This is a genomic window from Delftia sp. WSY_10 (genome assembly GCF_043104705.1).
In the GTDB taxonomy this organism is placed as follows: domain Bacteria; phylum Pseudomonadota; class Gammaproteobacteria; order Burkholderiales; family Burkholderiaceae_C; genus Comamonas; species Comamonas tsuruhatensis.
The window spans coordinates 277,812-301,930 of record NZ_JBICKY010000056.1; the positions used below are offsets into that span (position 1 = coordinate 277,812).

The window sequence follows — 24,119 nt, forward strand, 5'->3', positions numbered from 1 at the left end:
GCTGGGCCGGTGGCGGTCAGCCCGGGAAGTTGTCCGGTATCTTGGCCTTGGCGCGCGCTTCGGCCGGGCTGATCAGGTTGCGCCGCACCAGATCGGTCAGGTTCTGGTCCAGCGTCTGCATGCCCACATTCTGACTCGTCTGGATGGTGGAGTACATCTGGGCCACCTTGGCCTCGCGGATCAGGTTGCGGATGGCGCTGGTGCCCAGCATGATCTCGTGGGCCGCGATGCGGCCCTGGCCGTCCTTGGTCTTGCACAGCGTCTGTGAGATCACGGCCTGCAGCGATTCGGAAAGCATGGCGCGCACCATCTCCTTTTCCTCGGCCGGGAAGACGTCGATGATGCGGTCGATGGTCTTGGCGGCGCTGGAGGTGTGCAGGGTGCCGAAGACCAGGTGGCCCGTCTCGGCCGCGGTCATGGCCAGGCGGATGGTTTCGAGGTCACGCATTTCGCCCACCAGGATGGCGTCCGGGTCCTCGCGCAGCGCCGAGCGCAGGGCGGCCGAGAACGACTGCGTCATCGGCCCGACCTCGCGCTGGTTGATCAGGCACTTCTTGGAGTCGTGCACGAATTCGATGGGGTCCTCCACCGTCAGGATGTGGCCGTACTCGGTCTCGTTGAGGTGGTTGACCATGCCGGCCAGCGTGGTGGACTTGCCCGAGCCCGTGGGGCCGGTCACCAGCACCAGGCCGCGCGGCTTCAGGGCCAGGTCGGCGAAGATGCGCGGCGCGTTGAGCTGCTCCAGCGTCAGGATCTTGCTGGGAATGGTACGGAAGACGGCGGCCGCGCCCCGGTACTGGTTGAAGGCGTTGACACGAAAGCGCGCCAGCCCCTCGATCTCGAACGAGAAGTCCACCTCCAGGAACTCCTCGTAGGCCTTGCGCTGGGAGTCGCTCATGATGTCGTAGACCATGGCGTGGACCGTCTTGTGGTCCAGCGGATCGACATTGATGCGGCGCACATCGCCGTGCACGCGGATCATCGGCGGAAGCCCCGCGGACAGGTGCAGGTCGGAGGCCTTGTTCTTGACGCTGAAAGCCAGCAATTGGGTGATGTCCACGGAGTTCGCTCCCTCGTTTGGTACGCTGGCGGCAATTATGACGACGATTGAAAACAAGCTTCAACAGATTCACGAACGGATTGCCTCGGCCTGCGCGCAGGCGGGCCGGGCGGCCGGCTCGGTGCAGTTGCTGTCCGTCTCCAAGACCTTCGGCGCCGACGCCGTGCGCCAGGCCGTGCTGGCCGGCGAGCGCAGCTTTGGCGAGAACTACATCCAGGAAGGCGTGGACAAGATCGCCGCCGTGCGCGCCATGGGCCTGCCGGGCGGCGAGGCCCTGCAATGGCATTGCATAGGCCCCATCCAGAGCAACAAGACGCGCCTGGTGGCCGAGCATTTCGATTGGGCCCAGACCGTGGACCGCCTGAAGATCGCCGAACGCCTGTCGGCCCAGCGCCCCGAAGGCCTGGCGCCGCTGCAGGTCTGCATCCAGCTGAACGTGGATGGCGGTGAGACCAAGGCCGGCGTGGCGCCTCAGCAGGCGCTGGAGCTGGCCGCCGCCATCGTGCAGCTGCCGCGCCTGGTGCTGCGCGGCGTGATGAGCATTCCCGACGATGTGCCGGGCTTCGAGGCCCAGCGCGAGGTGCATGCCCGCGCCACGGCCGTGTTCACGCAGATCCGCGGCAGCGGCCTGCCGGGGCTGGAGCGCTTCGACACGGTGTCCATGGGGATGACGGGCGACCTGGAAGCGGCCGTGGCCGCCGGATCGACCATGGTGCGCGTGGGCAGCGGCATCTTCGGCCAACGAAACTACGCCCCGCATTGAGCGGGGCGTAGCTGGCTTGGCTGGCGGGGCAGGCCGCCTCAGCGCCCGCCTGGCCGCTTCATCTGGCAGTCCGTGGGCAGCTCCACCTGCTCGGGCGTGTAGACGGCGTCGGTGCGAAAGCCGTAGTTCGTGCCTTCCCAGCCGGTCTTGACCAGCTTGCCATCCACGGGCGCGATGGTGTTGACCACCTGGGGCAGCAGCAGCTGGTGGTCCTTGCCGCGCATGCGCACGGGGCCGACCACGGTGTCCATCTGCAGGTCCTCCAGGGCCAGCGCGATCTTCACAGGTTCGGTGGACTGTGCCTTGGCCATGGCGGCAGCCAGCATGCGCGGCACCAGGTCCATGCGCGGGGCCAGGAAGTCCTTGCCCATGCGGGCCTTGTATTCCTGGGCGCGGGCGTCGGCCAGCGGGCGGCCGGCCTGGCCTGGGTGCCATTCGGCCACCCAGGTCAGCTGGCCGATGCGGGTCTGGGCGAAGGATGTCACCGTGCCCGGCATGCCGCCGGCGCTGTGGTTGAAGTAGCGCAGGTCATAGCCCGAGTCGGCCGCTGACTTGAGCAGCAGGGTCAGGTCCTGCCCCCAGTTGCCCGTGATCACCGAGTCCGCACCCGTTTCCTTGATCTTGGCCACGTAGGGAGCGAAGTCCTTGACGCGGCCTATGGGGTGCAGCATCTCGCCCGTGAACTGGATGTCGGGCCGGGCCGCGCTCACCATCTGGCGCCCGTAGGCCGCCCACTGCTTGCCGTGGGCGTAGTCCTGGTTGAGCAGGTAGACCTTGCGGATGCCGGGCTGGGTCTTGATGTAGCTGGCAATCGCCTGCATGCGCATGGCGGTGTTGGCATCGAACATGAAATGCCAGAAGCTGCAGGCCTTGCCCGTCAGCTCGGGGTCGATGGAGGAGTGGTTGAGCACCAGCACCTCCTTGCCCGGATTGCGCTGGTTGTGGCGCGAGGCCGCCTGCACCAGGGCTGCCACCACCGACGAGCCCGATCCCCCGGTCACCACCACGCGCGCGCCCTGGTCTAGGGCCGCCTGCAGCGCGGCCTGGCTTTCCTGGGCCGAGAGCTTGCTGTCGAACTGCAGCAGCTGCAGCTTCGCCCCGTTGAACAGACCGCCCTTGGCGTTCACGTCCTCGACCGCGTACTGCACGTGGTCCCGCATCAGCTCGCCCGTGCTGACGAAGGGGCCGGACAGCGGGTCGATGAAGGCGATCTTGAAGCTGTCGGTTCCCTGGGCGTGGGCGGCCGTGCTGCACAGCAGGGCGGCGGCGAGTGCCATGGATGGCTGGGAATATCGTCGGATGCAATGGCGGCGGATCGGCATGTCTTGTCTCCTCGAAGGAATGGTCGTCAGTCCTTGCCGGGCGGCTCGGCCCGGGGCCGGCTGCGCCGTGCAGGCGTCTTTTTCGCGGGGGATGCGGCAATGGCTTCGGGCGCGGTGGCTGGCGCCGTGCGCAGGCCCAGCACGCGGCTGGCCAGCTCGGTCAGCTCGGCCACCATCTCGGCCGTGCCCAGGCGGCCGCCGGGGCGGTACCAGTTGTAGAGAAAGCCCGGCAGGCTGCAGGCGGCCTGGGCGGTGATGCGTGTCTCGCGAAAGTCCAGGTGGCCGCTGGCGCGGCCTTCTTCGAGCAGCGCGCAGAACTGGCGGTAGAACTGGCGCGCCAGCGTGCGCGAGGCCTTCATGTACGCCGGACTGAAGGCCTGGGGCTCGCGGTAGGGAAAGAAGGCCGCCGGATAGTGGGCAATGGTGGCCGCGATCAGGCGCTGCAGGCCGTCCACGGCCTTCTCGTGCGCGGCGCGCGCATCGTCGGCCGCGAAGTCCAGCACAGTGAAGCAGGCCTCGGTGGGTGCCCAGCACAGGGTCTCGAAGATCTCCTGCTTGTTGCGGAAGTAGTAGTAGACGAAGGGCTTGGTCACGCCCAGGGCCTGGACGATCTGCTCCATCGTGGTGTTGGCGTAGCCGTTGCGGTCGAACAGGGCCTCGGCCGCCTTGAGGATGCGTTCGCGCTTTTCATCGGAGCCGGCCGTGGGAAGGCGCTGGCGGCCGCGCGGGGTGACAGGGGGCTTGGGCATGCGGGAAATCTCGTGTCGCGTCGGTGGCTGCGATGGTTATACCGGTGGGTAGCAATGTTCTACCAGCGGGTATATATTGGCAAGACGCCGATCCAAAAATCAGATCAAGGCTATCCCTTAGGACTGGTTCCGGGGTGGCCAGACACCCAGGAGACAAGCATGGCGGATTCCGAGACCCTCATTCCCCTGCATGAGGCCCTGCGCCGCAATGCGCGCAACCACCCCGGCCGCGACGCCTACATCTGGTATGGCCGCCACATCAGCTGGGCCGAGATGGATGCGGCCAGCGACGCCTTTGCCGCGCGGCTGCAGGCGCTGGGCGTGGGCCGGGGCGAGCCCGTGGCGCTGTTCATGAACAACTGCCCGCAGTACATCGTGGCGCACTACGGCATCCAGAAGGTCGGCGCCATCGTCTGCCCCTGCGGGCCGCTGAACAAGGAGCATGAGCTGCAGTACCAGCTCGATGACCTCCAGGCCCGCGTCATCGTCGCGGCCGATGTGCTGCTGCCCGTGGTGGACAAGGTGCGCGCCAGCACGGCGCTCAGGCATGTGCTGGCCGTGCGCTATGGCGACTGGCTTCCTGAATCGGCCACGCTGGCGCTGCCGCCCGAACTGCAGGTCCCCGTGCAGCCGCTGCCCGAGGGCGTGGAATCGTTCTGGGATGTCATGCACAGCGGCGCCAAGCCCGTGCCCGTCGATGTCGCCATGGACGATGTCTCGCTGATGACCTATACCTCGGGCACGACGGGCCTGCCCAAGGGCGCCATGCTCAGCTACGGCAACGCGGCCAGCAAGACGGCCGGCGCCTCCAGCGCCACGGGCGTGAACGCCGGCGACATGCTGCTGGCCGTGGCGCCGCTCTATCACATTGCCGGCATGTCCATGGGCGTGAACATGCCCGTGCACAGCGGCGCCACCTGCGTGCTGCTGCACCGCTTCGACCCGCTGGCCGTGGCCCAGGCGCTGGAGCGCTACCGCGTGACCTGGTGGTACAGCATCGCGCCCATGAACGTGGCCGTGATGCAGCTGCCGGGCGTGGAGGCCATGGACTTTTCCGCGCTGCGCCGCAACACGGTGACCAGCTTCGGCATTGCCTACACCGAGGAGCTGGCGCGGCAGTGGAGGCGCTTCACCCCGAACTGCATCTCCAGCGAGGCGGCCTATGGTCTGAGCGAGACCCACACCATGGACACCACCATGCCGGGCGATGCCATCCGCTGGGGCACGCACGGCAAGCCGCTGCCCGGCAACGAGGTGCGCATCATCGACCCCGAGACCGGCGAGCCGCTGCCGGCCGGCGAAGTGGGCGAGATCACCATCCGCGGCCCCGGCAACTTCAAGGGCTACTGGAACAAGCCCGAGGCCACGGCCAGGACCCTGAAGAACGGCTGGGTCCACACGGGCGACATGGGCCGCTTGGACGCCGAGGGCTACCTGACCTTCATCGGCCGCTTCAAGGAAATGATCAAGGTCTCGGGCTACAGCGTCTTCCCCGAGGAGGTGGAGGCCATCCTCATCAAGCATCCGGCCGTGGCCCAGGCCGCCGTGATCGGTGTGCCCGACCCGCAAAAGGGCGAGGTCGTGCGCGCCTTCATCGTCACGCGGCCGGGCCAGCAGATCGCGGCCGAGGACCTGGTGCAGTGGTCGCGCGAGAACATGGCCAGCTACAAGGCGCCGCGCGAGGTGCGTTTCATCGAGGCGTTGCCTGCCACCGGCGCAGGCAAGGTGCTGCGTCGCTTGCTGCGCGATCAATGAGAAAGACCGAAGTCCCATGTTCCAGAAGATCCTGATAGCCAACCGCGGCGAGATCGCGCTGCGCATCGTGCGCGCGCTGCGCGAGCTGGGTGTGCCCAGCCTGGCCGTCCATGCCGCAGACGATGCGCAGGCGCCCCATGTATCCGCTGCCGATGCAGCCGTACCCCTGGACGCCAGCGGCCCCTCGGCCTACCTGGACGGCGCCCACCTGCTGCGCATTGCGCGCGAGCACGGCTGCGACGGCATCCATCCGGGCTACGGCTTTCTCAGCGAGAACGCCGGCTTTGCCCAGGCCTGTGCCGATGCGGGCCTGCGCTTCATCGGCCCCGCGCCGGAGCACCTGGCGCTGCTGGGCGACAAGGCCCGCGCACGCGATCTGGCGCGCCGCTGCGGCGTGCCGCTGATGCCGGGCAGCAGCGAGGCCGTCACGCTGGAACAGGCCCAGGCCTTCTTCGAGGCGCAGCAGGCCGGGGGCGCCAGCGGCATCATGGTCAAGGCCATCGGCGGCGGCGGCGGGCGCGGCATGCGCGCCGTGGCGCGTGCCGAGGACCTGCCCGCTGCCTACGAGCGCTGCCGCAGCGAGGCGCGCGCCGCCTTCGGCGTGGACGGTGTCTATGTGGAGCGTCTGATGACGGGCGCACGCCATATCGAGGTACAGATCCTGGGCGACGGCGGCGCAGGCCCCATCGCGCTGGGCGAGCGCGAATGCACGCTGCAGCGGCGCTTCCAGAAGCTGGTCGAGATCGCGCCCAGCCCCAGCCTGGCGCAGCCGCTGCGCGAGCGCATCACGCGCGACGCGCTGCGCATGGCCGCCGAGATCGGCTACGAGAGCCTGGGCACCTTCGAATTCCTGGTCGATGCCGCCTCCGACTCCCTGCCCTATGTGTTCATTGAGGCCAACCCGCGCCTGCAGGTCGAGCACACCATCACCGAGGAAGTCTTCGGCATCGACCTGGTGCAGGCCCAGATCCGCATTGCGGCGGGCGATCACCTGGGCGAGCTGGGCCTGGATGCCAGGACACCCCCCGCGCCGCGCGGCTATGCCATGCAGTGGCGCATCAATGCCGAGACGCTGGATGCCGCAGGCCATTCGCGCCCCGGCAGCGGACGCATAGGCGCATTGCAGTGGCCGGCCGGCCCCGGCATCCGCATCGACACGCATGCGGTGGCGGGCGCCAGCCCCTCGCCGCACTACGACACGCTGCTGGCCAAGCTCATCGTGCACAGCAGCGGGCCGCGCTTCGAAGACGTGCTGCGCCGCGCACGCCGCGCGCTGGACGAATGCCACATCGACGGGCTGGCCACCAACCTGCCGCTGCTGCAGGCGCTGGCCGGCCGGCCCGAGATGGCGTCGCAGGCCGTGCACACACGCTGGCTTGAAGAGGCCCTTCCAGAATTGGTGGCGGACGCCCAGGCGCTGGCCGAAGGCGCGCAACGCACGGCTGTGGCCGCCGATGTTCCGGTGGCGGACGAGGCTGCTGGCGCGCCCGTCCCCGAAGGCGCCATCACGGCCCCCATGCCCGCGCGCATCGTGCAGTGGAGCGTGGCCGTGGGCGATGTCGTAGCCGCAGGCACCGAACTGGGCGTGCTCGAAGCCATGAAGATGGAGCATGTGCTGCTGGCGCCGCAGGCCGGCACCATCACCCAACGGCTGGCCCAGGCCGGTGCCTATGTGGCCCAGGACCAGCCCCTGCTGGTGCTGGCCGCCGCCGAAGGCGTGCGGGCCGACGCACGCGCGCAGCAGATCGCCCAGGACCCGGACCACATCCGCGCCGACCTGCGCCGCGTCATCGACCGCCATGCCTTCACGCTGGACACCGCCCGGCCCGAGGCCATGGCCAAACGCCATGCCCAGGGCGGCCGCAGCGCGCGCGAGAACATCGCCGATCTTTGCGATGAGGGCAGCTTCATCGAGTACGGCGCGCTGGCCATTGCCGCGCAGACGCGCCGACGCAGCATGGACGACCTGATCGCCAACACGCCGGCCGACGGCATGGTCACGGGCATGGGCTCCATCAACGGCGCGCAGTTCGGCCAGGAGCGCTCGCGCGCCGTCGTCATGGCCTATGACGCCACCGTGCTGGCCGGCACCCAGGGCGCGCGCAACCATGCCAAGACCGACCGCATGCTGGGCATTGCGCTGGCGCAGAAGCTGCCCGTGGTGCTGTTCGCCGAAGGCGGCGGCGGGCGGCCCGGCGATACCGACACGCCCGTGGTCGCCGGCCTGCATGTGCACACCTTCGCGGCCTATGCGGCACTGTCGGGCCAGGTGCCGGTGATCGGCATTGCACACGGCCGCTGCTTTGCGGGCAATGCAGCCCTGCTGGGCTGCAGCGACGTCATCATCGCCACGCGCGCCAGCACCATCGGCATGGGCGGGCCAGCCATGATCGAGGGCGGTGGCCTGGGCGTGTTCCGCCCTGAAGAGATAGGACCCAGCGGCATCCAGCATGCCAATGGCGTGATCGACGTGCTGGTCGAGGACGAGGCCCAGGCCGTGGCCGCCGCGCGCCACTACCTGTCCTTCTTCCAGGGCCGCACCACGGAGTGGACCGCGCCCGACACGCGCGCCCTGCGCCATGTGGTGCCCGAGAACCGGCTGCGTGCCTATGACACGCGTGCGGCCATGGCGCATCTGGTGGACGAAGGCAGCCTGCTGCTGCTGCGCACGGGATTTGGCGCAGGCATCCACACGGCGCTGGCGCGCATCGAAGGCCGGCCCGTGGGGCTGATGGCCAACAACCCCTCCCACCTGGGCGGCGCCATCGACGCCGATGCGGCCGACAAGGCCGCGCGCTTCATGCAGCTGTGCAACGCCCATGGCCTGCCCATCGTGAGCCTGGTGGACACGCCGGGCTTCATGGTCGGCCCCGAGATCGAGAAGACCGCCCAGGTGCGCCATGTCAGCCGCCTGTTCGTCACGGCGGCCAAGCTGCGCGTGCCGTATTTCAGCGTGGTGCTGCGCAAGGGCTACGGCCTGGGGGCCATGGGCATGACGGCAGGCAGCTTCCATGCGCCGGTGTTCAACGTGGCCTGGCCCACGGGCGAGTTCGGCGCCATGGGTCTGGAAGGCGCCGTGCGCCTGGGCTTTCGCAAGGAACTGCAGGCCCTGCCCGAGGGCGCCGAACGCAACGCTCTGTTCGACCGGCTGCTGGCCCAGCAGTACGCCCACGGCGAGGCCATGCACATGGCCGGCACGCTGGAGATCGACGCCGTCATCGACCCCGCCGACACGCGCGCCTGGCTGTCGCGCGGCCTGGCGGGGGCGCGCGTGGCACCCGCCCAGGCGGGCTTCGTGGACACCTGGTAGGCCCTGAAAACGCTGCAGGCGGCGTGCTAAGCTGATCCTCTTTTCGACGAACACGATGGCGGGCCCGCTCAAGCGGGCCCCGCTGCCTTTGGAGACCTTCCCATGCCCGGACTTCTGCCCGATATCGATCCCGACGGCCTGCTCGAATTTTCGGTGGTCTACACCGACCGCGCGCTCAACCACATGTCCAAGCGCTTCGCGGGCGTGATGCAGGACATCCTCACCACGCTGCAGGAGGTCTACCACGCCCACACGGCCGTGCTGGTGCCGGGCAGCGGCACCTTCGGCATGGAGGCCGTGGCGCGCCAGTTCGCCAACCGCGAAAAGGTGCTCATCGTGCGCAACGGCTGGTTCAGCTACCGCTGGACGCAGATCTTCGAGGAAGGTGGCCTGGGCGGTGGCGCCGTGGTCTGCAAGGCCCGCCGCCAGGGCCCGGGCAGCCAGGACCCCTGGGCGCCTTGCGCGGCCGAGGACGTGGCCGCCGCCATCCGCACCGAGAAGCCCAAGGTCGTGTTCGCGCCCCATGTGGAGACGGCCAGCGGCATCATCCTCAGCGACAGCTACCTGCGCGCCGTGGCCGATGCCGCGCACGAGGTGGGTGCGCTCTTCGTGCTGGACTGCGTGGCCTCGGGCGCCATGTGGGTGGACATGGAAAAGACCGGCGTGGACGTGCTGATCAGCGCGCCGCAAAAGGGCTGGAGCAGCTCGCCGTGCTGCGCCATGGTCATGCTCTCGCAGCGCGCGCGCGAAGCCATCGAGCACACGCAAAGCTCCAGCTTCTCCTGCGACCTCAAGAAGTGGATGCAGATTGCCGAGGGCTACGAAAAAGGCCAGCACGCCTACCACACCACCATGCCCACCGACGCCCTGGTCCGCCTGCGCGACGTGATGCTGGAGACGCGCGCCTACGGCTTCGCCAAGGTGCGCGACGAGCAGATCGCCCTGGGCGCCAAGGTGCGCGCCCTGCTGGAGTCGCGCGGCTTTCCCAGCGTGGCGGCCGAAGGCTGGAAGGCCCCTGGCGTGGTCGTCAGCTATACCACCGACCCCGGCATCCAGAGCGGCAAGAAGTTCATGGAAGCCGGCCTGCAGACCGCCTCGGGCGTGCCCCTGCAGTGCGACGAAGGCCCGGACTTCAAGACCTTCCGCATCGGCCTGTTCGGCCTGGAAAAATGGCATAACGTGGACCGCACCGTCGGCCACATCGCCAAAGCGCTGGACGACATCGGTGTCCCCGCCAAGGCGTGAACCGAACCCGCTGCAAACATTGCATTGAAAGAGCCCTCATGAACAAGACCCTCACCACCCTGGCCGCCTCCTGCGGCCTGATGCTCGCCGCACTGACCGGCGTGGCGGCCCATGCGGCCGAACCCGTCACCACGGCCAGCGGCCTGGTCTATGAAAGCCTCAAGGAAGGCACAGGCGCCAGCCCCAAGGCCAGCGACACGGTGCGCGTGCACTACCGCGGCTACTTCCCCGACACGGGCAAGGACTTCGACAGCTCCATCACGCGCGGCCAGCCCATCGAGTTCCCCCTGACCGGCGTGATTCCCTGCTGGACCGAAGGCGTGCAGAAGATGAAGGTCGGCGGCAAGGCCAAGCTGACCTGCCCGCCCTCCATCGCCTACGGCAGCCGTGGCGCGGGCAGCGTGATCCCGCCCAACGCCACGCTGAACTTCGAGGTGGAACTGCTGGGCATCAAGTGATGGCCGGCCCGCTGGCCGGGCCATCCCCCGCCTGATGCGAAGCCGGCCTGCGGGCCGGCTTTTTCACGGTCGCTGAAAGGAAGACGTCGTGGACCCACGCAAACCGCTGGACGCGCGCGCTGCCGCGCTGATGCTCATGCTGTGCCTGATCTGGAGCCTGCAGCAGATCCTGCTCAAGGCCACGGCCGATGCCATCGCGCCCACGCTGCAGATCGCGCTGCGCTCGGGCGTGGGCGCCGTGCTGGTGTGGCTGTTCATGCGCTGGCGCGGCATGCGCGTGCAGTGGGGCGACGGCAGCTGGCGCCCGGGCCTGGCCGTGGGTACGTTGTTTGCGCTGGAATTCCTGCTGGTGGGCGAGAGCATCAACCACACCTCGGCCGCCCATGTGGTGGTCTTCCTGTATTCCGCCCCCGTGTTCGCGGCGCTGGGCCTGCACTGGAAGCTGCCCTCGGAGCGCCTGGCGCCGCTGCAATGGCTGGGCATCGTGCTGGCCTTTGCCGGCATTGCGCTGGCCTTCCTGGGCGGCGGCAAGCCTTCGAAGGCAGCCGGCGCCGCCATGCTGCTGGGCGACCTGCTGGCCCTGGCCGCCGGCGTGGCCTGGGGCGCCACCACGGTGGCCATCCGCACCACGCGGCTGGCATCGCTGCCCGCCGCGCAGACCCTGCTCTACCAGCTGGCCACCGGCTTTGCGCTGCTGCTGCCCGCCGCCTTCCTGCTGGGCCAGACCCGCTTCGAGCCCACGCCCCTGGCCTGGGCCGGCCTGGCCTTCCAGTCCGTGCTGGTCTGCTTCGTGAGCTTCCTGGTCTGGTTCTGGCTGCTCACGCAATACCTGGCCTCGCGCCTGGGCGTGTTCTCTTTCATGACGCCCATCTTCGGCGTGGTCTTCGGTGCCTGGCTGCTCAGCGAGCCCATCGAGCCCAACTTCCTGGCCGGGGCACTGATGGTGCTGGCGGGGGTGCTGCTGGTGAGCGGGTATGGGTGGCTGATGTCGCTCAGGCGGTGAGGCCAGGGATCAGGCCGGCCGGGGTAGCGGATCCGTGCCCTCGTTGAGCACGGAAAGATAGCGCTGATAGCTGAAGACACGGCCTCGCTTGCGGCCGGTCACTTCCTCGATGATGCCCAGGCGCTGCAAGTCGGCGAGCGCCGTGTTGACGGTGGGCGAGGACAGTCCCGTCTGCCGGACCAGCTGGTTGGACGTCAGGAAGGGGTTGAGCTGGAACAGGTCGTGGATGCGCAGCGTGGAGCTGGCGCGTTCGCCTTCGGTCGCGATGCGTTCGCGGTCCTGCCTGAACAGATCGACGATATGCGTGGCGGCCTCGAAGGCCTGGTTCGCGGTCTGTGCCACGCCGGTGAGAAAGAAGTCGAGCCAGGCTTCCCAATTGCCGTTCTCGCGCACTTCCTGCAGCAGCCGGTAGTACTCGGCCCGGTGCGTCTTGAGAAATAGGCTGAGGTAGAGCAGCGGCTTGTTCAGCACGCCGTTGATGCAGAGATACAGCGTGACCAGCAGGCGGCCAATACGGCCATTGCCATCGAGGAACGGATGCAGTGTCTCGAATTGCACGTGCAGCAGGCCGGCCTTGATGAGGGCGGGCAGGCGGGAGGCATCTTCGTGCATGAAGCGTTCAAAGGCGTCGAGGCAGGGGCCGAGCTCGTTGACGGGCGGCGGCACGAACAAGGCATTGCCTGGACGCGTGCCGCCAATCCAGTTCTGCGAGCGCCGGAACTCGCCGGGGCTCTTGGTGCCGCCGCGTCCGCTTTGCAGCAGCCGGCCATGCATCTCGCGGATCAGGCGCAGTGACAGCGGCAGGTCCCGCAGGCGCTCCAGTCCGTACATCATCGCGTCCACATAGTTCGAAACTTCGCGGATGTCGTCGATGGGCTGGCCCGCCTGGGCCTCGGCTTCGAAGCGCAGCAGGTCCGACAGCGTCGATTGCGTGCCCTCGATCTGCGAAGAAAGCACGGCCTCCTTGCGCACGTACATGTAGAGGAACAGCTCCTGGCGGGGCAGCAGCATGGTGATGCCATCGAGCCGTCCCAGCGCACGCTCGGCAAGGCTGAGCTTTTCCAGGAGGACGAGCACATCGATGGCCGGCTCCGGCGGCAGCGGTGGCGGCACGAAGGCGCGCACCTTTTCGCCTGCTGCGGATGTCTCGATGAAGCGGCCAAGCCGCTGGCTGGTAGGGGAATCGGGCATGGGCTGACTATGGCTTCGGACGCTTATTTAAGCAAATGCGGTTTTTCTTAAATAACGAGAGCGCCAAGTTAAGCAGACTTAAATAAGCCTTCGTCTCAAGGCGGCGGGCCGGCCCCATGACCCCTCATGCCAGTCCCAGCCGCCGCGCCAGCCGCTGCAGGTTGGCGCGGTCCATCTGCAGCTCGCGTGCGGCGGCGGCCCAGCTGCCGTGGTGGCGCTGCAGGCTGGCCTTGATCAGCTGGCGTTCGTAGCTTTCGACGGCATTGCGCAGGCCTTGGGGGCTGGCGCCGGGCGATGCGGCCTGTGGGACGGGCAGGGTCGGGGTGGCCGTCGCCGGGGGCTGCGCGTCATCCCAGAGATCGGCCTGCCCCAGCGTGACCATGCGTGCCCGGCCACCGGCCGGATTGCCGGAGGGCGCACGGCTGAGCGCCCGCAGCACGCCGCGGCTGATGAGGTGCTCCAGTTCCCGGACATTGCCGGGCCAGTCCTGGGCGAGCAAGGCCGATTGCGCAGCGGGGTGCAGGCGCAGTCCGCCCAGGCCCAGGCGGGAACGGTTTTCCTCGAGGAAGAAGCCGGCCAGCATCAGCACGTCGCTGTCGCGCTCGCGCAGCGCGGGCACGCGCAGCGGGTAGACGCTCAGGCGGTGGAAGAAATCGGCGCGCATGCGGCCGGCCGCCACCTCGGCGGCCAGGTCACGGTTGGTGGCGGCGATCACGCGCACGTCCACATGGTGCTCGCGGTCCGAACCCAGGCGCTGCAGCTGTCCGCTTTGCAGCACGCGCAGCAGCTTGGCCTGCACGGCCAGGGACAGCTCGCCCACTTCGTCCAGGAACAGCGTGCCCTGGTCGGCCTGCTCGAACTTGCCGCTGCGCTCGGACAGCGCGCCCGTGAAGGCGCCGCGCACATGGCCGAACAGCTCGCTTTCGACCAGGTTGTCGGGCAGGGCCGCGCAGTTGATGCTGACCAGCGCCCGGCCCGCGCGCGCCGACTGGGCATGCACGGCCTGGGCCACCAGTTCCTTGCCCGTGCCGGTCTCGCCCGTGATCAGCACATTGAGGTCGCTGGCCGCGACCAGGGCGATGTCCTTTTGCAGCGCGCGCATGGCCGGGCTCTGGCCGATCAGCGGACGCGATGAATCGCCCCCCGGGGCGGCGCCGGGTGCGGGCAGGGCGCGCGCACTGCGCGCCAACCGGCGCAGCCGCTCGGCCGTGGTCACGGTGGCCGCCGCCAGGTTGCTGAAGGCCTGCAGCGCCGCCAGCGCGGCCGGGTCGGCAAAGCGCCCCGGGTCCAGCGCGTCCAGCGTCAGCAGGCCCCAGGGCAGGCCGCCCGTCTGCAGCACGCAGCCCATGCAGTCGTGCACCTCCAGCGGCCCGTGGCCCTGGGCCACCAGGCCGTCATAGGGATCGGGCAGCGGGCTGTCGGGCGCAAAGCGCATGGCCTGGCCCGCGGCCAGCAGCTGGGCGAAGCGCGGGTGCTCGGCAATGCGAAAGCGCCGGCCCAGCGCATCGGGCACCAGGCCATCAATGGCCACGGGCCGCAGCCACTCGCCTTCCAGGCGCAGCAGGGCGGCGGCATCGGCCGGCAGCACGGCGCGCAGGGCTGCCAGCAGGCGGCGAAAGCGCTCGCGCTCGGGCAGGTCCTGGGCCAGGTCGGCCACCAGGGGGGTGAGGGCGTGCAGGGCGGTGGATGTGGTCATAAAGACTGCGATGGCTGTCAAAAGGACTCGATTTGACGGGAGTCATATTGACGCATGAAACGCCAAGCCCTTGTTCTTCAAGGGTCGCGGGACTGGCACGGCCCTTGCCTTTGCCAAGGCATGTCCGGCATCGCACCGGGCATGTCCGTCCCCGTACCCAAGGAGTTTCCCGTGCTGACCGACCGCCAACGTGCCATCGTCCAATCCACCGTTCCGCTGCTTGAAACCGGCGGCGAAGCGCTGATCACGCATTTCTACCAAACCATGCTGGGCGAGTACCCCGAGGTGCGCGCCCTGTTCAACATGGCCCACCAGCAAAGCGGCGCCCAGCCGCGTGCCCTGGCCTACAGCGTGCTCATGTACGCCAGGCACATCGACCGGCTGGACGCCCTGGGCGACCTGCCCGCGCAGATCATCAACAAGCACGTTGCGCTGCAGGTGCAGCCCGAGCACTACCCCATCGTCGGCACCTGCCTGCTGCGCGCCATCCGCGAAGTGCTGGGCGCCGAGATCGCCACCGACGAGGTCATAGCCGCCTGGGGCGCCGCCTACCAGCAGCTGGCCGACATCCTGATCGGCGCCGAGCGCCAGGCCTATGACCGCACGGCGGCGGCCGAAGGCGGCTGGCGCGGCGAGCGCGCCTTCGTGGTCGAGGACAAGGTGCAGGAAAGCGCCGAGATCACGTCCTTCTACCTGGTGCCCGCCGACGGCGGCCCCGTGATCGCCCACCAGCCCGGCCAGTACATCGGCCTGCGCCTGGTGGTGGACGGCCAGGAGCAGCGGCGCAACTACTCCCTGTCCGCACCTGCAGACGGGCGCAGCCTGCGCATCAGCGTCAAGCGCGAGGCGGGTGGCAAGGTCTCCAACTTCCTGCACGACCGGGTCCGGGTCGGCGACACGCTGCAGCTGTTCCCGCCCGCAGGCCACTTCACGCTGCAGCCCGGCGAGCGCCCGCTGGTGCTGATCAGCGGCGGCGTGGGCATCACGCCGACCCTGCCCATGCTGGACGCGGCCTTGCCGACCCGGCGGCCCGTGGTCTTCATCCACTGCGCACGCGAGCGCGGGGTGCATGCCTTCCGCGAGCATGTGGATGCGCTGGCTGCCGTGCATCCGCAGCTCACCCGTTACTACTGCTATGACCGGGCGGAGGAGGGCGATGGGGTCGATGCGCAGGGCCTGCTGACCGCCCGCCAGCTGGGTGAATGGCTGCCCGCCGTGGATGCCGATGTCTATTTCCTGGGGCCTCGGCCGTTCATGCGGTCGGTGAAGGAATCGTTGAAGGCCCTGGGGGTGCCGCAGGAGCAGGTGCGGTATGAGTTTTTTGGGCCGGCCGAGGCGCTCCAGTAGGCTTTGCCGGAGCCTGCCCTGGGTGGTTCCTGGCTCTGCCGCACCCCTGGCATGCCTTTGTCGCGCCCCTTGTAGCACCTCTGTGGCAAGAGGCGCGACAAGGTCCGAAGGCTCAGCGGTAGAAGGCTTGCACGGTGCCCTTGAGCTTGATCAGCAAGGGCCTGCCCTTGCGATCCACCGTCTTGCCCGCGGGCACCTTGATCCATCCCTCGCTCACGCAATACTCCTCCACGTCGAACCGCTCCTTGCCGTTGAAGCGGATGCCGATGTCGTGCTCGAACACGGCCGCCACGTGGTGCGGGCTGCGCGGGTCGATGGACAGGTGGTCGGGCAGGGCGGGGCGCTCGGCGGATGCGTTGGCGTCGGTCATGGTCTTGTTCTCGCAAGAGGGTTCTGAAGAAAGCCGGTATTGTCCGCGCAATCCGGGGTCAGGCGCTGGCTGACAGGCATTGGCGGCAGGCATCGCCACGCGGGGCCCGGCGGGCGTCGTATGCTGCGCTCCATGCTGTCGCCAGAGCAACGTCAAACACTGAAGTCGGCCAAGCGCCTGCCGCTGGCGTTGCTGCTGCTCATGGCGCTGGGCTTCGTGGCCTCGTCGGTGGCGGCAGCGCACTGGCAGCAGGTGCCGCTGTGGCTGGCCTGCATCAAGGCCGTGACCGAGGCCTCGCTGGTCGGCGCGCTGGCCGACTGGTTTGCGGTGTCTGCCCTGTTCCGGCACATTCCGCTGCCCGTGGTCGGGCGCCACACGGCCATCATTCCGCGCAACAAGGACCGCATCGGGCTGAACCTGGCGAATTTCGTGCGCGACAAGTTCCTGGACGGGCCTTCGCTGGTGGCGCTGATCGAGCGCCATGATCCCGCGCGCGTGCTGGCGGGCTGGCTGACCTCACCGGCCAACAGCACGCTGCTGGGGCGGCAGGTGGCGCGGCTGGCGCTGGCGGCGCTGGAGATGGTGCAGGACCGGCAGGTGGAGCGCTTTCTCTCGCACTCGTTCAAGGCCTTGCTGGAGCATCTGGACCTGCCGCGCGCGGCGGCGGACCTGCTGTCGGGCCTGACCCAGGACGGGCGCCACCAGGCCGTGCTCGACGATGTGCTGGCGCGCGTCAGCGGCGTGCTGCGCGAATCCGAGACCCATGTGCTGATCGCCCGGACCATCGTGCTGTGGCTCAAGCGCGAGCATCCGCTCAAGGAAAAGATGCTGCCTACGGACTGGCTCGGCGACAAGGGTGCCACGGCCATCGCCGGGGCGCTGGACAGCCTGCTGCAGGACATCGCCAGCGATCCCGGGCACCACATGCGCAAGGCGTTCGATGCCTCCGTGCAGCGGCTGATTGACCGGCTGCAGTCCGACCCGGCCATGGCCGATCGCGCCGAGCGCCTGCGCGACTACCTGCTGCACGACGAGAAGCTGGCCGGCTACCTGCGTTCGCTGTGGCTGGGCCTGCGCGCCAGGCTGCAGGCGGACCTGGCCAACGAGCATTCGCAGGTGGCGCGCAAGACCGCGGCCATGGGCCGCTGGCTGGGCCAGTCGCTGGCGCACGACGAGGCGCTGCGCCACTCCATGAACGAACGCCTCAAGCGCTGGGCCCAGGCGCTGGCGCCCGATGTCTCGCAGTTCCTGGCCCAGCACATCGCCGACACCGTGCGGCGCTGGGATGCGCGCGAGCTGTCCGAGCTGATCGAGCTGCACATCGGCAAGGACCTGCAGTACATCCGCATCAATGGCACCGTGGTCGGCGGTGCCGTGGGGCTGGTGCTGTTCCTGGTCTCCAATGCGGGGCGGCTGTGGTCCTGATCTTCGTATCAGGATGTTGCCTGCCGGCCACATCGGGCCAACTTTACAAAGCCGCCGTGTTCGCCGGAACGCCGTGAATCGGGCCGGGCGCCGCACGCGCCCGGGCACTGGCGGCCCTGCATGTCATTGATGAAAAAGGCAACATTCAGCATCCTGAATGAATTGCTCACAGATCGGTCCGCTTGTAAAGAAAAACAGCAGCTGCGCTGCCGTCGGCCAGGCCGTTGTCGGCGGGAAAATAAAATAAGAACGATTCGCACTCATCAAAAACAACAGAGCGGATGCGCACCCCGGTCGTTCGACCGTCCGTGATTCTTCTTGCGAGCTTTCCCATGCACAACTGCACAGCCCCCGCGGCGGGCCGTGGCTTTGCCCTGTCCGCCCTTTGCACCTCCCTGCGTGCTTCGTTTCCCTCCACCGCCGTTCCCCTGCGCCGCACCGCGCTGGGCGCCTGCCTGGGCCTGCTGGCCTCGGGCAGCGCGCTGGCCCAGGCAGCAGGCGGGGCCGCGCTGGAAACCCTGGTCGTGACGGCCAGCGGCTTCGAGCAGGAGATCAGCCAGGCGCCGGCCTCGATCTCGGTGATCACGCGCCAGGAACTGGAGCAGGGCGCCTACCGCAACCTGCACGATGCCCTGCGCGATGTGCCCGGCGTGATCCTCACGCCCTCGGACAACAACTCCAACGACATCTCGTTGCGCGGCATGGGCGCCAACTACACCCTGATCCTGGTGGACGGCAAGCGCATGAGCACGCGCGAGACCCAGACCAACGGCAGCACGGGCACGGACCAGAGCTGGATTCCGCCGCTGGAGGCCATCGAGCGCATCGAGGTGGTGCGCGGCCCCATGTCCTCGCTGTACGGCTCGGACGCCATGGGCGGCGTGATCAACGTCATCACGCGCAAGGTGGCGAAGAACTGGCATGGCTCGGTGCGCGCCGACGCCACGCTGCAGGAGCGCTCCACCTCGGGCGATGCCTACCAGACCAACTTCTACCTGTCAGGCCCGATCAAGACCGACCTGCTGGGCCTGAGCCTGTACGGCAACTACGGCAAGCGCGACCAGGACCGCATCTACCAGGGCTACAACAAGAGCGACAACCGTTCGCTGAACCTGCGCCTGGCGCTGACCCCCAGCAAGGACCACGACCTGATCGCCGAGATCGGCACTTCGCGCCAGCACTTCGTTTCGTCGCCTGGCATGACCCTGCTGCCCACCGATGCGCCCAGCGACCGCAAGTTCGAGCGCGAGAACTACTCGCTGCAGCACAAGGGCCGCTGGGGCTGGGCTTCCTCCGACACCTATCTGCAGCGCGAGGAAACGCGCAACCTGTCGCGCGACATGACCATCAGGAACACGGTGTTCAACAGCAGCTGGGTAGCGCCGCTGGGCCGCCAGCACCTGCTGACCACGGGCGTGTACTACAACCAGCAGGACCTGCGCGACACGACGACCAATACGCTGCCGGACTCGGCGCGCACCACGGCCGATCGCACGCAGTACGCCTGGTTCGCCGAGGACGAGTGGCGCCTGCGCGAGAACTTCGCCCTGACCGGCGGCCTGCGCTACGACCACGACAGCAAGGGCGGATCGCAATGGAGCCCGCGCCTGTACGGCGTGTGGAACCTCGACGCGCAATGGACCGTCAAGGGCGGCGTGTCCACCGGCTTTCGCGCGCCCTCGCTGCGCCAGACCCTGGGCGACTGGGGCCAGTCCAGCCGCGGCGGCAACATCTACGGCAACCCCGACCTGAAGCCCGAAACCTCGCTGAGCAAGGAACTGGGCGTGCTCTACAACAACGGCGCCGGCCTGTCGGCAGGCCTGACGGTGTTCGACAACGAGTTCAACGACAAGATCACGCGCATCGCCTGTCCCGAGTGCGGACCGGCCAACTCCTCGGGCAACACGCCCACCACCAACGTCAATATCGACAAGGCCATCACGCGCGGCATCGAAGCCACGTTCAAGGCCCCGCTGGCGCGCACGCTGGACCTGAGCAGCAGCTACACCTTCACCAAGTCCGAGCAAAAGAGCGGCGAGTTCGCGGGGCAGCCGCTGAGCCAGCTGCCGCGCCACATGCTCAACCTGGCGCTGAACTGGAAGCCTTCGCAGCAATGGGCGGGCTGGGCCAAGCTGTCCTACCGGGGCAAGGAAAGCCAGCCCACGGGCGGCCGTTCGGCGCGCACCTGGGTGGCTGGCAGCTATGCCATGTTCGACATGGGCGGCTCCTACAACTACAGCAAGGACGTGACCTTCTACGCAGGCATCTACAACCTGTTCGACAAGGACGTGTACTACGAGGACTACGCCACGGTGCAGGACGGCCGGCGCTACTGGATCGGCATGAACGTGAAGTTCTAGGCATCCCGGCCGCAAGGGCGGCCGCTGCCCGTGGCCTGCGGATCAGGCCGCGCCGCTTCCCGGCGCGGCACCCGCCTCCGGAGGCCGGAACTCCTTTCATTTTTTCCTGGGATTCTTTGCCATGACCTTCGATATCACGCGCCGCGCGGCGGCGCTGGCCCTGCCGGCCTTGTTCCTGGGGACTGCGGTGGCGGCCCCGCTGTCCGTGCGGCATGCCGGGGGAGCGGCCAGCCTGCCCGGCGCACCCCGGCGCGCGGTGGTTTATGACCTGGGGGCGCTGGATGCACTGCATGCGCTGGGCGTGCCCGCGTCGGCGGTCGCAGGCGTGCCCCGGGCGCAGCTGCCCCGGTATCTGGACAGCTTCGCGCAGCGGCCTGCGGCGGGCGGGCTGTTCGAGCCCGACTACGAGGCGCTGAGCCGCCTGGCGCCCGACCTGATCGTCGTGGGCGGGCGCTCGGCCGGCAAGGCCGAGGTGCTGGGACGCATCGCGCCCACGCTGGACCTGAGCGTCAGCGGCAAGCACATGCTGGCCGATATCGAACGCAACATCGCCACGCTGGCGCTGCTGTTCGGCCGCCAGGCGCAGGGCCGTGCGCTGGTGCAGCGCATCCACGCCGAGCTGCAGGGCCTGCGTGCCCAGGCCTCGCAGGCCGCGCCGGGCCTGCTGCTGATGGCCGTGAACGACAAGCTCCTGCCGCAGGCGCCGGGATCGCGCTTCGGCTTTCTGTTCGATGTGTTCGGCGCGCGCTCGGCGCTATCGGCCGCGCAACTGCCAGCCCGCGGCACCGCCTACGGCTTCGCTGATGTGGCGCGGCTGGACCCCGAGTGGATCTACGTCATCGACCGCAACACGGCCACGGGCCAGGCGGCAGGCGGCGGCGAGATCATGGCTTCGCGCAAGGTGTTCGACAACGCGCGGATCCACGCCACGGCGGCCGGCCGCAAGGGGCAGGTCGTCTTCCTCGATCCCAAGGGCTGGTACCTGATGGGCAGCGCCGGGCCGACGGCGCTGCTGGACAACATGGCGCAGCTGCGCCAGGCCTATGGCGCTGCGTCATCGCGTTGACCGCGGGCCAGGGCCGGCTCCCGGTCCCGGCCCCACAGCGCAATCACGCGCACATAGGCCAGCTCGGCCAGCAGCTCCACCAGCGTCTGCGTGACGATGACGGCCGGCAGCACGGGAATGGCGCCAGGCACGGCCAGGGCCAGCGGCAGCACGACCAGCGAATTGCGCGTGCCCGCGCTGAACGCGACCGCTCGGCCTGCGGGCGCTGGAAGCCGGAAGGCACGCGCCACCAGCCAGCCCAGCGCGGGCGCTGCCACCGCAAAGGCCGCGTAGACGGGCACCACGCTCCAGGCCGCGTGCGTGGCCGGGCCCAGTTGGGGCAGCACGGAGGCGATCACCACGAACAGCACCAGCGCGGTGGCCGGCACGGGCAGCAGGCCCAGCCATGCCGAGGCGCTGGCGCCGCGCCGGCTGCGGGCCGCCCACCACTGGGTGGCAGCGGCCAGGGCCAGCGGCACGGCGATCAGCCACACGAACGCATGCAGGAAAGGCCCTGCCTGCACGAGCCGCGCCGCATCGTCGCCCAGGAACAGGCCCAGGTAGCCGGGCAGGGCCAGCATCTGCGCGATCAGCAGGGCCGGCGTGGCCGCCAGCAGCAGGCGCGCATCGGCGCGTCCCAGGTGGGAGAAGGTGACCACGTAGTCGATGCAGGGCGCCAGCAGCACCAGCAGCGCGCCCAGGCGCAGCAGGGGGTCGGCGGGCAGGAACTGCAGCAGGGCCCAGACCAGCAGCGGCACCACGATGAAGTTGGCCGTCATCAGCGCCGCCAGGAAGCGCACCTGGCCGAAGGCGCACCGCAGCTCGGCCAAAGGCACCTGCAAGAAGGTCACATAGAGCATCAGTGCCAGCGCGGGGTTGATGGCGCGCTCCAGCACGCCTGTGCCGGGCAGCGCCCAGGCGGCAACTGCGGCCAGGGCCACGGCGGCGAAGTAGATGGGGATCTGGCGCTGTTCGAGCGCGTCTCGGGTGTCTTGCATTCAGGAGGCCGATGGCGGCGGGTACGGGGCGGGTACGCGGATGTGGGGCGGATGTGGGGCGCCTAGTATGGCAACGGCACAGCCGGCCCGCTGCTTCATTCCCCTGCAGGCCCTGGGCCCGCAGGGATCAGCCCTGGTTTGCCGCGCCCAGCACCTTGTACAGATAGGAGCGCGAGATGCCCAGCTCCTGCGCGGCCAGCTTCTTGTTGCCGCCGCAGCGTGCAATGGCGTCGAGGATGGCGTTGCGCTCCTGGTCCTTGAGCGGGGCCACGGCGCCGGTGGCGGGCAGGCCGGGCTCGGCAACGGGCGAAGGCCGTGCGCCGGCCAGCGGGTCCTCGTGGCGCGCGAAGTTGTCCACGCCCAGCAGGTGGCCGTCGCAGAACACCAGGGCCTCTTCCACGCGCTGGCGCAGCTGGCGCACATTGCCGGGCCAGGCCTGGCGGGCCAGGTAGGGCATGACACCGGGCGCGATGCGGGGCAGCGCAATGCCGTTGCGCTCGCAGAACGACTGGGCAAAGCGCTGCACCAGGGCCGGGATGTCCTCCAGGCGCTGGCGCAGGGCCGGCACATGCAGCACCACGCCGCTGAGGCGGTAGAACAGGTCCAGCCGGAAGCGCCCGCTGTCGATGAGGCCGCGCAGGTCGCGGTGCGTGGCGGCCACGATGCGGAAGTTCACCTGCCGGCCGCTGTGCGCGCCCAGGCGCTGCACCTGGCGGTCCTCCAGCACGCGCAGCAGCTTGACCTGGATCTCCATGGGAATGTCGGCCACCTCGTCGAGGAAGAGCGTGCCGCCCTCGGCCTGCTCCAGCTTGCCTGGCTGGCCCTGCCGGCGCCCGCCCGTGAAGGCGCCGGCCTCGTAGCCGAACAGCTCGGACTCGATCAGCGTGGCCGGCAGGGCCGCGAGGTTGAGGCTGACCAGGGGCGCGTCGGCATCGCGCCCGCGCGCATGCAGGGCCTGGGCCACCAGCTCCTTGCCGCTGCCGCTCTCGCCCAGGATGAGCACGGGCACGTCCAGCCGCGCCACGGCGTCGATCTCGCGGGCCAGCCTTTGCATGGGGGCGCTGGCGCCCACCATCTGCGCCGTGGGCGTGCCGCCGCGCAACTGGCTCAGTTCGCGCTTGTAGTGCTGCACCTCGTCATGCAGCTGGTTCAGGCGCTGCTGCATGCGGTTGAGCGCCTCCACGCCGCTGAAGCTGACCTGGCCCACGGCGCCCACCACGGCGCCGCCCTCGTAGACCGGCATGCGGTTGACGATGCGGCTCACGCCCGGCCCCAGCTGCTGCAGGTCGCCGATCTCGGCCCGGCCGCTGCGCACCACGTGGGGCAGGCGCGAGTTGGGGATCACGTCCTCGGCGCGCCGGCCTGCGGCCGTGCCGGGCGCCAGGCCGAAGAACTTCTCGTGCACGGGGCTGATGTAGCGCATCAGCCCTTCATGGTCGGCCACCGTGATCGCCTGGTACGGGTTGGTCAGGAACATGTTGAGGATGGCGAAGGCGAAGGGCACGCTGGCCACCATGTCGAACAGCGCCGCCGCCTCGTCGGCCGGGCGCAGCAGGGCGACCTCGCCCTCGGCATCGGCCAGCACCACGGCCACATGGCGGGCCACCGTGCCGCGCGGGCCCGGTGTTTCCACGTGCAGCAGCTGGCCATGCCCGATGGGGTTGTGCCCGTCGCCGTGCGCGCGGGCCAGGGCCTCGGTGACGGCTGCATGCAGCAGCGGCTCCTGCGCCAGGCCCAGCCGCGCCACGGGCTCGGGCGAGTCGCGTCGCCAGACGAGAACGCCGAATCGGTGGTCGGGGGAGCTGGACATGGGCATGGCGGGCAGTGGCTGGGGTGAACGCACTCTAGCGGCGCGCAGGCCACGGGTCTGTCCCCGTGGTGTCTCCATTGAAGACAGTACCCAACCCGTGTCTTCGAGGTTGTCCTTGATGTGGACACACGCAGGTCGACTGTGGAAAAAATCCTTTGAATTCAACGCGCTGCGTTCTGGCACGCCTTGTGCATCTCTACAGGCACAAGGAG

General features: G+C 69.0%; 19 protein-coding genes. 10 read left to right on the forward strand and 9 right to left on the reverse strand.

The window, feature by feature from the left end:
• Positions 1–16 precede the first annotated feature (16 nt).
• A complete protein-coding gene (locus ACF8ML_RS23945; protein WP_016450723.1) occupies positions 17–1,060 on the reverse strand; it encodes a type IV pilus twitching motility protein PilT in 1,044 nt (347 codons plus the stop codon).
• A 37-nt stretch (positions 1,061–1,097) separates the two neighbouring features.
• Here ACF8ML_RS23945 and ACF8ML_RS23950 point away from each other — a divergent pair, with 37 nt between their 5' ends.
• Positions 1,098–1,823 carry a YggS family pyridoxal phosphate-dependent enzyme gene (locus ACF8ML_RS23950; RefSeq protein ID WP_310036333.1) on the forward strand — a complete coding sequence of 242 codons (726 nt, stop codon included), beginning with the start codon at positions 1,098–1,100 and terminating at the stop codon, positions 1,821–1,823.
• 38 nt (positions 1,824–1,861) lie between these two features.
• Here ACF8ML_RS23950 and ACF8ML_RS23955 read toward each other — a convergent pair whose 3' ends face one another.
• Entirely contained in the window at positions 1,862–3,145 is a 1,284-nt protein-coding gene (locus tag ACF8ML_RS23955; RefSeq protein ID WP_016451988.1) for a branched-chain amino acid ABC transporter substrate-binding protein, read from the reverse strand.
• A gap of 26 nt (positions 3,146–3,171) precedes the next feature.
• A complete protein-coding gene (locus ACF8ML_RS23960; RefSeq protein WP_013804427.1) occupies positions 3,172–3,894 on the reverse strand; it encodes a TetR/AcrR family transcriptional regulator in 723 nt (240 codons plus the stop codon).
• A 159-nt stretch (positions 3,895–4,053) separates the two neighbouring features.
• On the opposite strand from ACF8ML_RS23960, the gene ACF8ML_RS23965 reads away from it, so the two are divergent.
• From ACF8ML_RS23965 to ACF8ML_RS23985, 5 genes are all read left to right on the forward strand, one after another.
• Positions 4,054–5,649 (forward strand): AMP-binding protein, encoded by a 1,596-nt coding sequence (locus ACF8ML_RS23965; protein ID WP_267178254.1) that lies wholly within the window; start codon positions 4,054–4,056, stop codon positions 5,647–5,649.
• Between the two features lie 16 nt (positions 5,650–5,665).
• Complete coding sequence (locus tag ACF8ML_RS23970) at positions 5,666–8,959, forward strand: carboxyl transferase domain-containing protein (protein ID WP_392408168.1); 3,294 nt, start codon at positions 5,666–5,668, stop codon at positions 8,957–8,959.
• 102 nt (positions 8,960–9,061) lie between these two features.
• The gene (locus ACF8ML_RS23975) at positions 9,062–10,204 is read left to right on the forward strand and encodes an alanine--glyoxylate aminotransferase family protein (protein WP_012203005.1); all 1,143 of its coding nucleotides are present in this window, start codon (positions 9,062–9,064) and stop codon (positions 10,202–10,204) included.
• Between the two features lie 38 nt (positions 10,205–10,242).
• Entirely contained in the window at positions 10,243–10,662 is a 420-nt protein-coding gene (locus tag ACF8ML_RS23980) for an FKBP-type peptidyl-prolyl cis-trans isomerase (protein WP_016446675.1), read from the forward strand.
• Positions 10,663–10,750: 88 nt separating this feature from the next.
• Positions 10,751–11,665 (forward strand): DMT family transporter, encoded by a 915-nt coding sequence (locus ACF8ML_RS23985; protein WP_133072602.1) that lies wholly within the window; start codon positions 10,751–10,753, stop codon positions 11,663–11,665.
• Positions 11,666–11,674: 9 nt separating this feature from the next.
• On the opposite strand, the gene ACF8ML_RS23990 is transcribed toward ACF8ML_RS23985, so the two are convergent.
• Together ACF8ML_RS23990 and norR are read right to left on the reverse strand one after the other, a co-directional pair.
• On the reverse strand, positions 11,675–12,856 hold the full coding sequence (locus ACF8ML_RS23990; protein ID WP_016446673.1) for a Fic family protein: 1,182 nt from the start codon (positions 12,854–12,856) through the stop codon (positions 11,675–11,677).
• A gap of 124 nt (positions 12,857–12,980) precedes the next feature.
• Positions 12,981–14,552, reverse strand: coding sequence for a nitric oxide reductase transcriptional regulator NorR (norR, locus tag ACF8ML_RS23995; protein ID WP_392408169.1), 1,572 nt, complete (start codon positions 14,550–14,552; stop codon positions 12,981–12,983).
• A gap of 120 nt (positions 14,553–14,672) precedes the next feature.
• Here norR and hmpA point away from each other — a divergent pair, with 120 nt between their 5' ends.
• Positions 14,673–15,899 carry an NO-inducible flavohemoprotein gene (hmpA, locus tag ACF8ML_RS24000; RefSeq protein ID WP_017407870.1) on the forward strand — a complete coding sequence of 409 codons (1,227 nt, stop codon included), beginning with the start codon at positions 14,673–14,675 and terminating at the stop codon, positions 15,897–15,899.
• A 112-nt stretch (positions 15,900–16,011) separates the two neighbouring features.
• Here hmpA and ACF8ML_RS24005 read toward each other — a convergent pair whose 3' ends face one another.
• The gene (locus tag ACF8ML_RS24005) at positions 16,012–16,269 is read right to left on the reverse strand and encodes a DUF3297 family protein (RefSeq protein WP_016446670.1); all 258 of its coding nucleotides are present in this window, start codon (positions 16,267–16,269) and stop codon (positions 16,012–16,014) included.
• A gap of 120 nt (positions 16,270–16,389) precedes the next feature.
• Between ACF8ML_RS24005 and ACF8ML_RS24010 the strand changes: the two genes are divergently transcribed.
• The gene (locus ACF8ML_RS24010) at positions 16,390–17,694 is read left to right on the forward strand and encodes a DUF445 domain-containing protein (RefSeq protein WP_252653270.1); all 1,305 of its coding nucleotides are present in this window, start codon (positions 16,390–16,392) and stop codon (positions 17,692–17,694) included.
• Between the two features lie 166 nt (positions 17,695–17,860).
• Here the strand turns inward: ACF8ML_RS24010 and ACF8ML_RS24015 are convergent, their stop codons facing one another.
• Entirely contained in the window at positions 17,861–18,028 is a 168-nt protein-coding gene (locus ACF8ML_RS24015; protein WP_156180070.1) for a hypothetical protein, read from the reverse strand.
• Here ACF8ML_RS24015 and ACF8ML_RS24020 point away from each other — a divergent pair.
• Positions 18,027–20,054, forward strand: coding sequence for a ligand-gated channel protein (locus tag ACF8ML_RS24020; RefSeq protein WP_392408170.1), 2,028 nt, complete (start codon positions 18,027–18,029; stop codon positions 20,052–20,054). The genes ACF8ML_RS24015 and ACF8ML_RS24020 overlap by 2 nt on opposite strands.
• Positions 20,055–20,175: 121 nt before the next feature.
• The gene (locus tag ACF8ML_RS24025; RefSeq protein ID WP_392408171.1) at positions 20,176–21,120 is read left to right on the forward strand and encodes a siderophore ABC transporter substrate-binding protein; all 945 of its coding nucleotides are present in this window, start codon (positions 20,176–20,178) and stop codon (positions 21,118–21,120) included.
• On the opposite strand, the gene ACF8ML_RS24030 is transcribed toward ACF8ML_RS24025, so the two are convergent.
• Positions 21,096–22,097 carry an arsenic resistance protein gene (locus ACF8ML_RS24030; protein ID WP_392408172.1) on the reverse strand — a complete coding sequence of 334 codons (1,002 nt, stop codon included), beginning with the start codon at positions 22,095–22,097 and terminating at the stop codon, positions 21,096–21,098. The two genes, ACF8ML_RS24025 and ACF8ML_RS24030, sit on opposite strands and share 25 nt — an antisense overlap.
• Before the next feature lie 127 nt (positions 22,098–22,224).
• Positions 22,225–23,907, reverse strand: coding sequence for a sigma-54 interaction domain-containing protein (locus ACF8ML_RS24035; RefSeq protein WP_392408174.1), 1,683 nt, complete (start codon positions 23,905–23,907; stop codon positions 22,225–22,227).
• Positions 23,908–24,119 lie beyond the last annotated feature (212 nt).

What these genes read in the sequence shown, in the direction of transcription:
- ACF8ML_RS23950 (WP_310036333.1), top strand. Translation starts at nt 1,098, where the DNA reads ATGACGACGATTGAAAACAAGCTTCAACAGATTCACGAACGGATTGCC.
- ACF8ML_RS23955 (WP_016451988.1), bottom strand. Translation starts at nt 3,145, where the DNA reads ATGCCGATCCGCCGCCATTGCATCCGACGATATTCCCAGCCATCCATG.
- ACF8ML_RS23960 (WP_013804427.1), bottom strand. Translation starts at nt 3,894, where the DNA reads ATGCCCAAGCCCCCTGTCACCCCGCGCGGCCGCCAGCGCCTTCCCACG.
- ACF8ML_RS23965 (WP_267178254.1), top strand. Translation starts at nt 4,054, where the DNA reads ATGGCGGATTCCGAGACCCTCATTCCCCTGCATGAGGCCCTGCGCCGC.
- ACF8ML_RS23970 (WP_392408168.1), top strand. Translation starts at nt 5,666, where the DNA reads ATGTTCCAGAAGATCCTGATAGCCAACCGCGGCGAGATCGCGCTGCGC.
- ACF8ML_RS23975 (WP_012203005.1), top strand. Translation starts at nt 9,062, where the DNA reads ATGCCCGGACTTCTGCCCGATATCGATCCCGACGGCCTGCTCGAATTT.
- ACF8ML_RS23980 (WP_016446675.1), top strand. Translation starts at nt 10,243, where the DNA reads ATGAACAAGACCCTCACCACCCTGGCCGCCTCCTGCGGCCTGATGCTC.
- ACF8ML_RS23990 (WP_016446673.1), bottom strand. Translation starts at nt 12,856, where the DNA reads ATGCCCGATTCCCCTACCAGCCAGCGGCTTGGCCGCTTCATCGAGACA.
- norR (WP_392408169.1), bottom strand. Translation starts at nt 14,552, where the DNA reads ATGACCACATCCACCGCCCTGCACGCCCTCACCCCCCTGGTGGCCGAC.
- hmpA (WP_017407870.1), top strand. Translation starts at nt 14,673, where the DNA reads ATGTCCGGCATCGCACCGGGCATGTCCGTCCCCGTACCCAAGGAGTTT.
- ACF8ML_RS24005 (WP_016446670.1), bottom strand. Translation starts at nt 16,269, where the DNA reads ATGACCGACGCCAACGCATCCGCCGAGCGCCCCGCCCTGCCCGACCAC.
- ACF8ML_RS24010 (WP_252653270.1), top strand. Translation starts at nt 16,390, where the DNA reads ATGCTGCGCTCCATGCTGTCGCCAGAGCAACGTCAAACACTGAAGTCG.
- ACF8ML_RS24020 (WP_392408170.1), top strand. Translation starts at nt 18,027, where the DNA reads ATGCACAACTGCACAGCCCCCGCGGCGGGCCGTGGCTTTGCCCTGTCC.
- ACF8ML_RS24015 (WP_156180070.1), bottom strand. Translation starts at nt 18,028, where the DNA reads ATGGGAAAGCTCGCAAGAAGAATCACGGACGGTCGAACGACCGGGGTG.
- ACF8ML_RS24025 (WP_392408171.1), top strand. Translation starts at nt 20,176, where the DNA reads ATGACCTTCGATATCACGCGCCGCGCGGCGGCGCTGGCCCTGCCGGCC.
- ACF8ML_RS24030 (WP_392408172.1), bottom strand. Translation starts at nt 22,097, where the DNA reads ATGCAAGACACCCGAGACGCGCTCGAACAGCGCCAGATCCCCATCTAC.
- ACF8ML_RS24035 (WP_392408174.1), bottom strand. Translation starts at nt 23,907, where the DNA reads ATGTCCAGCTCCCCCGACCACCGATTCGGCGTTCTCGTCTGGCGACGC.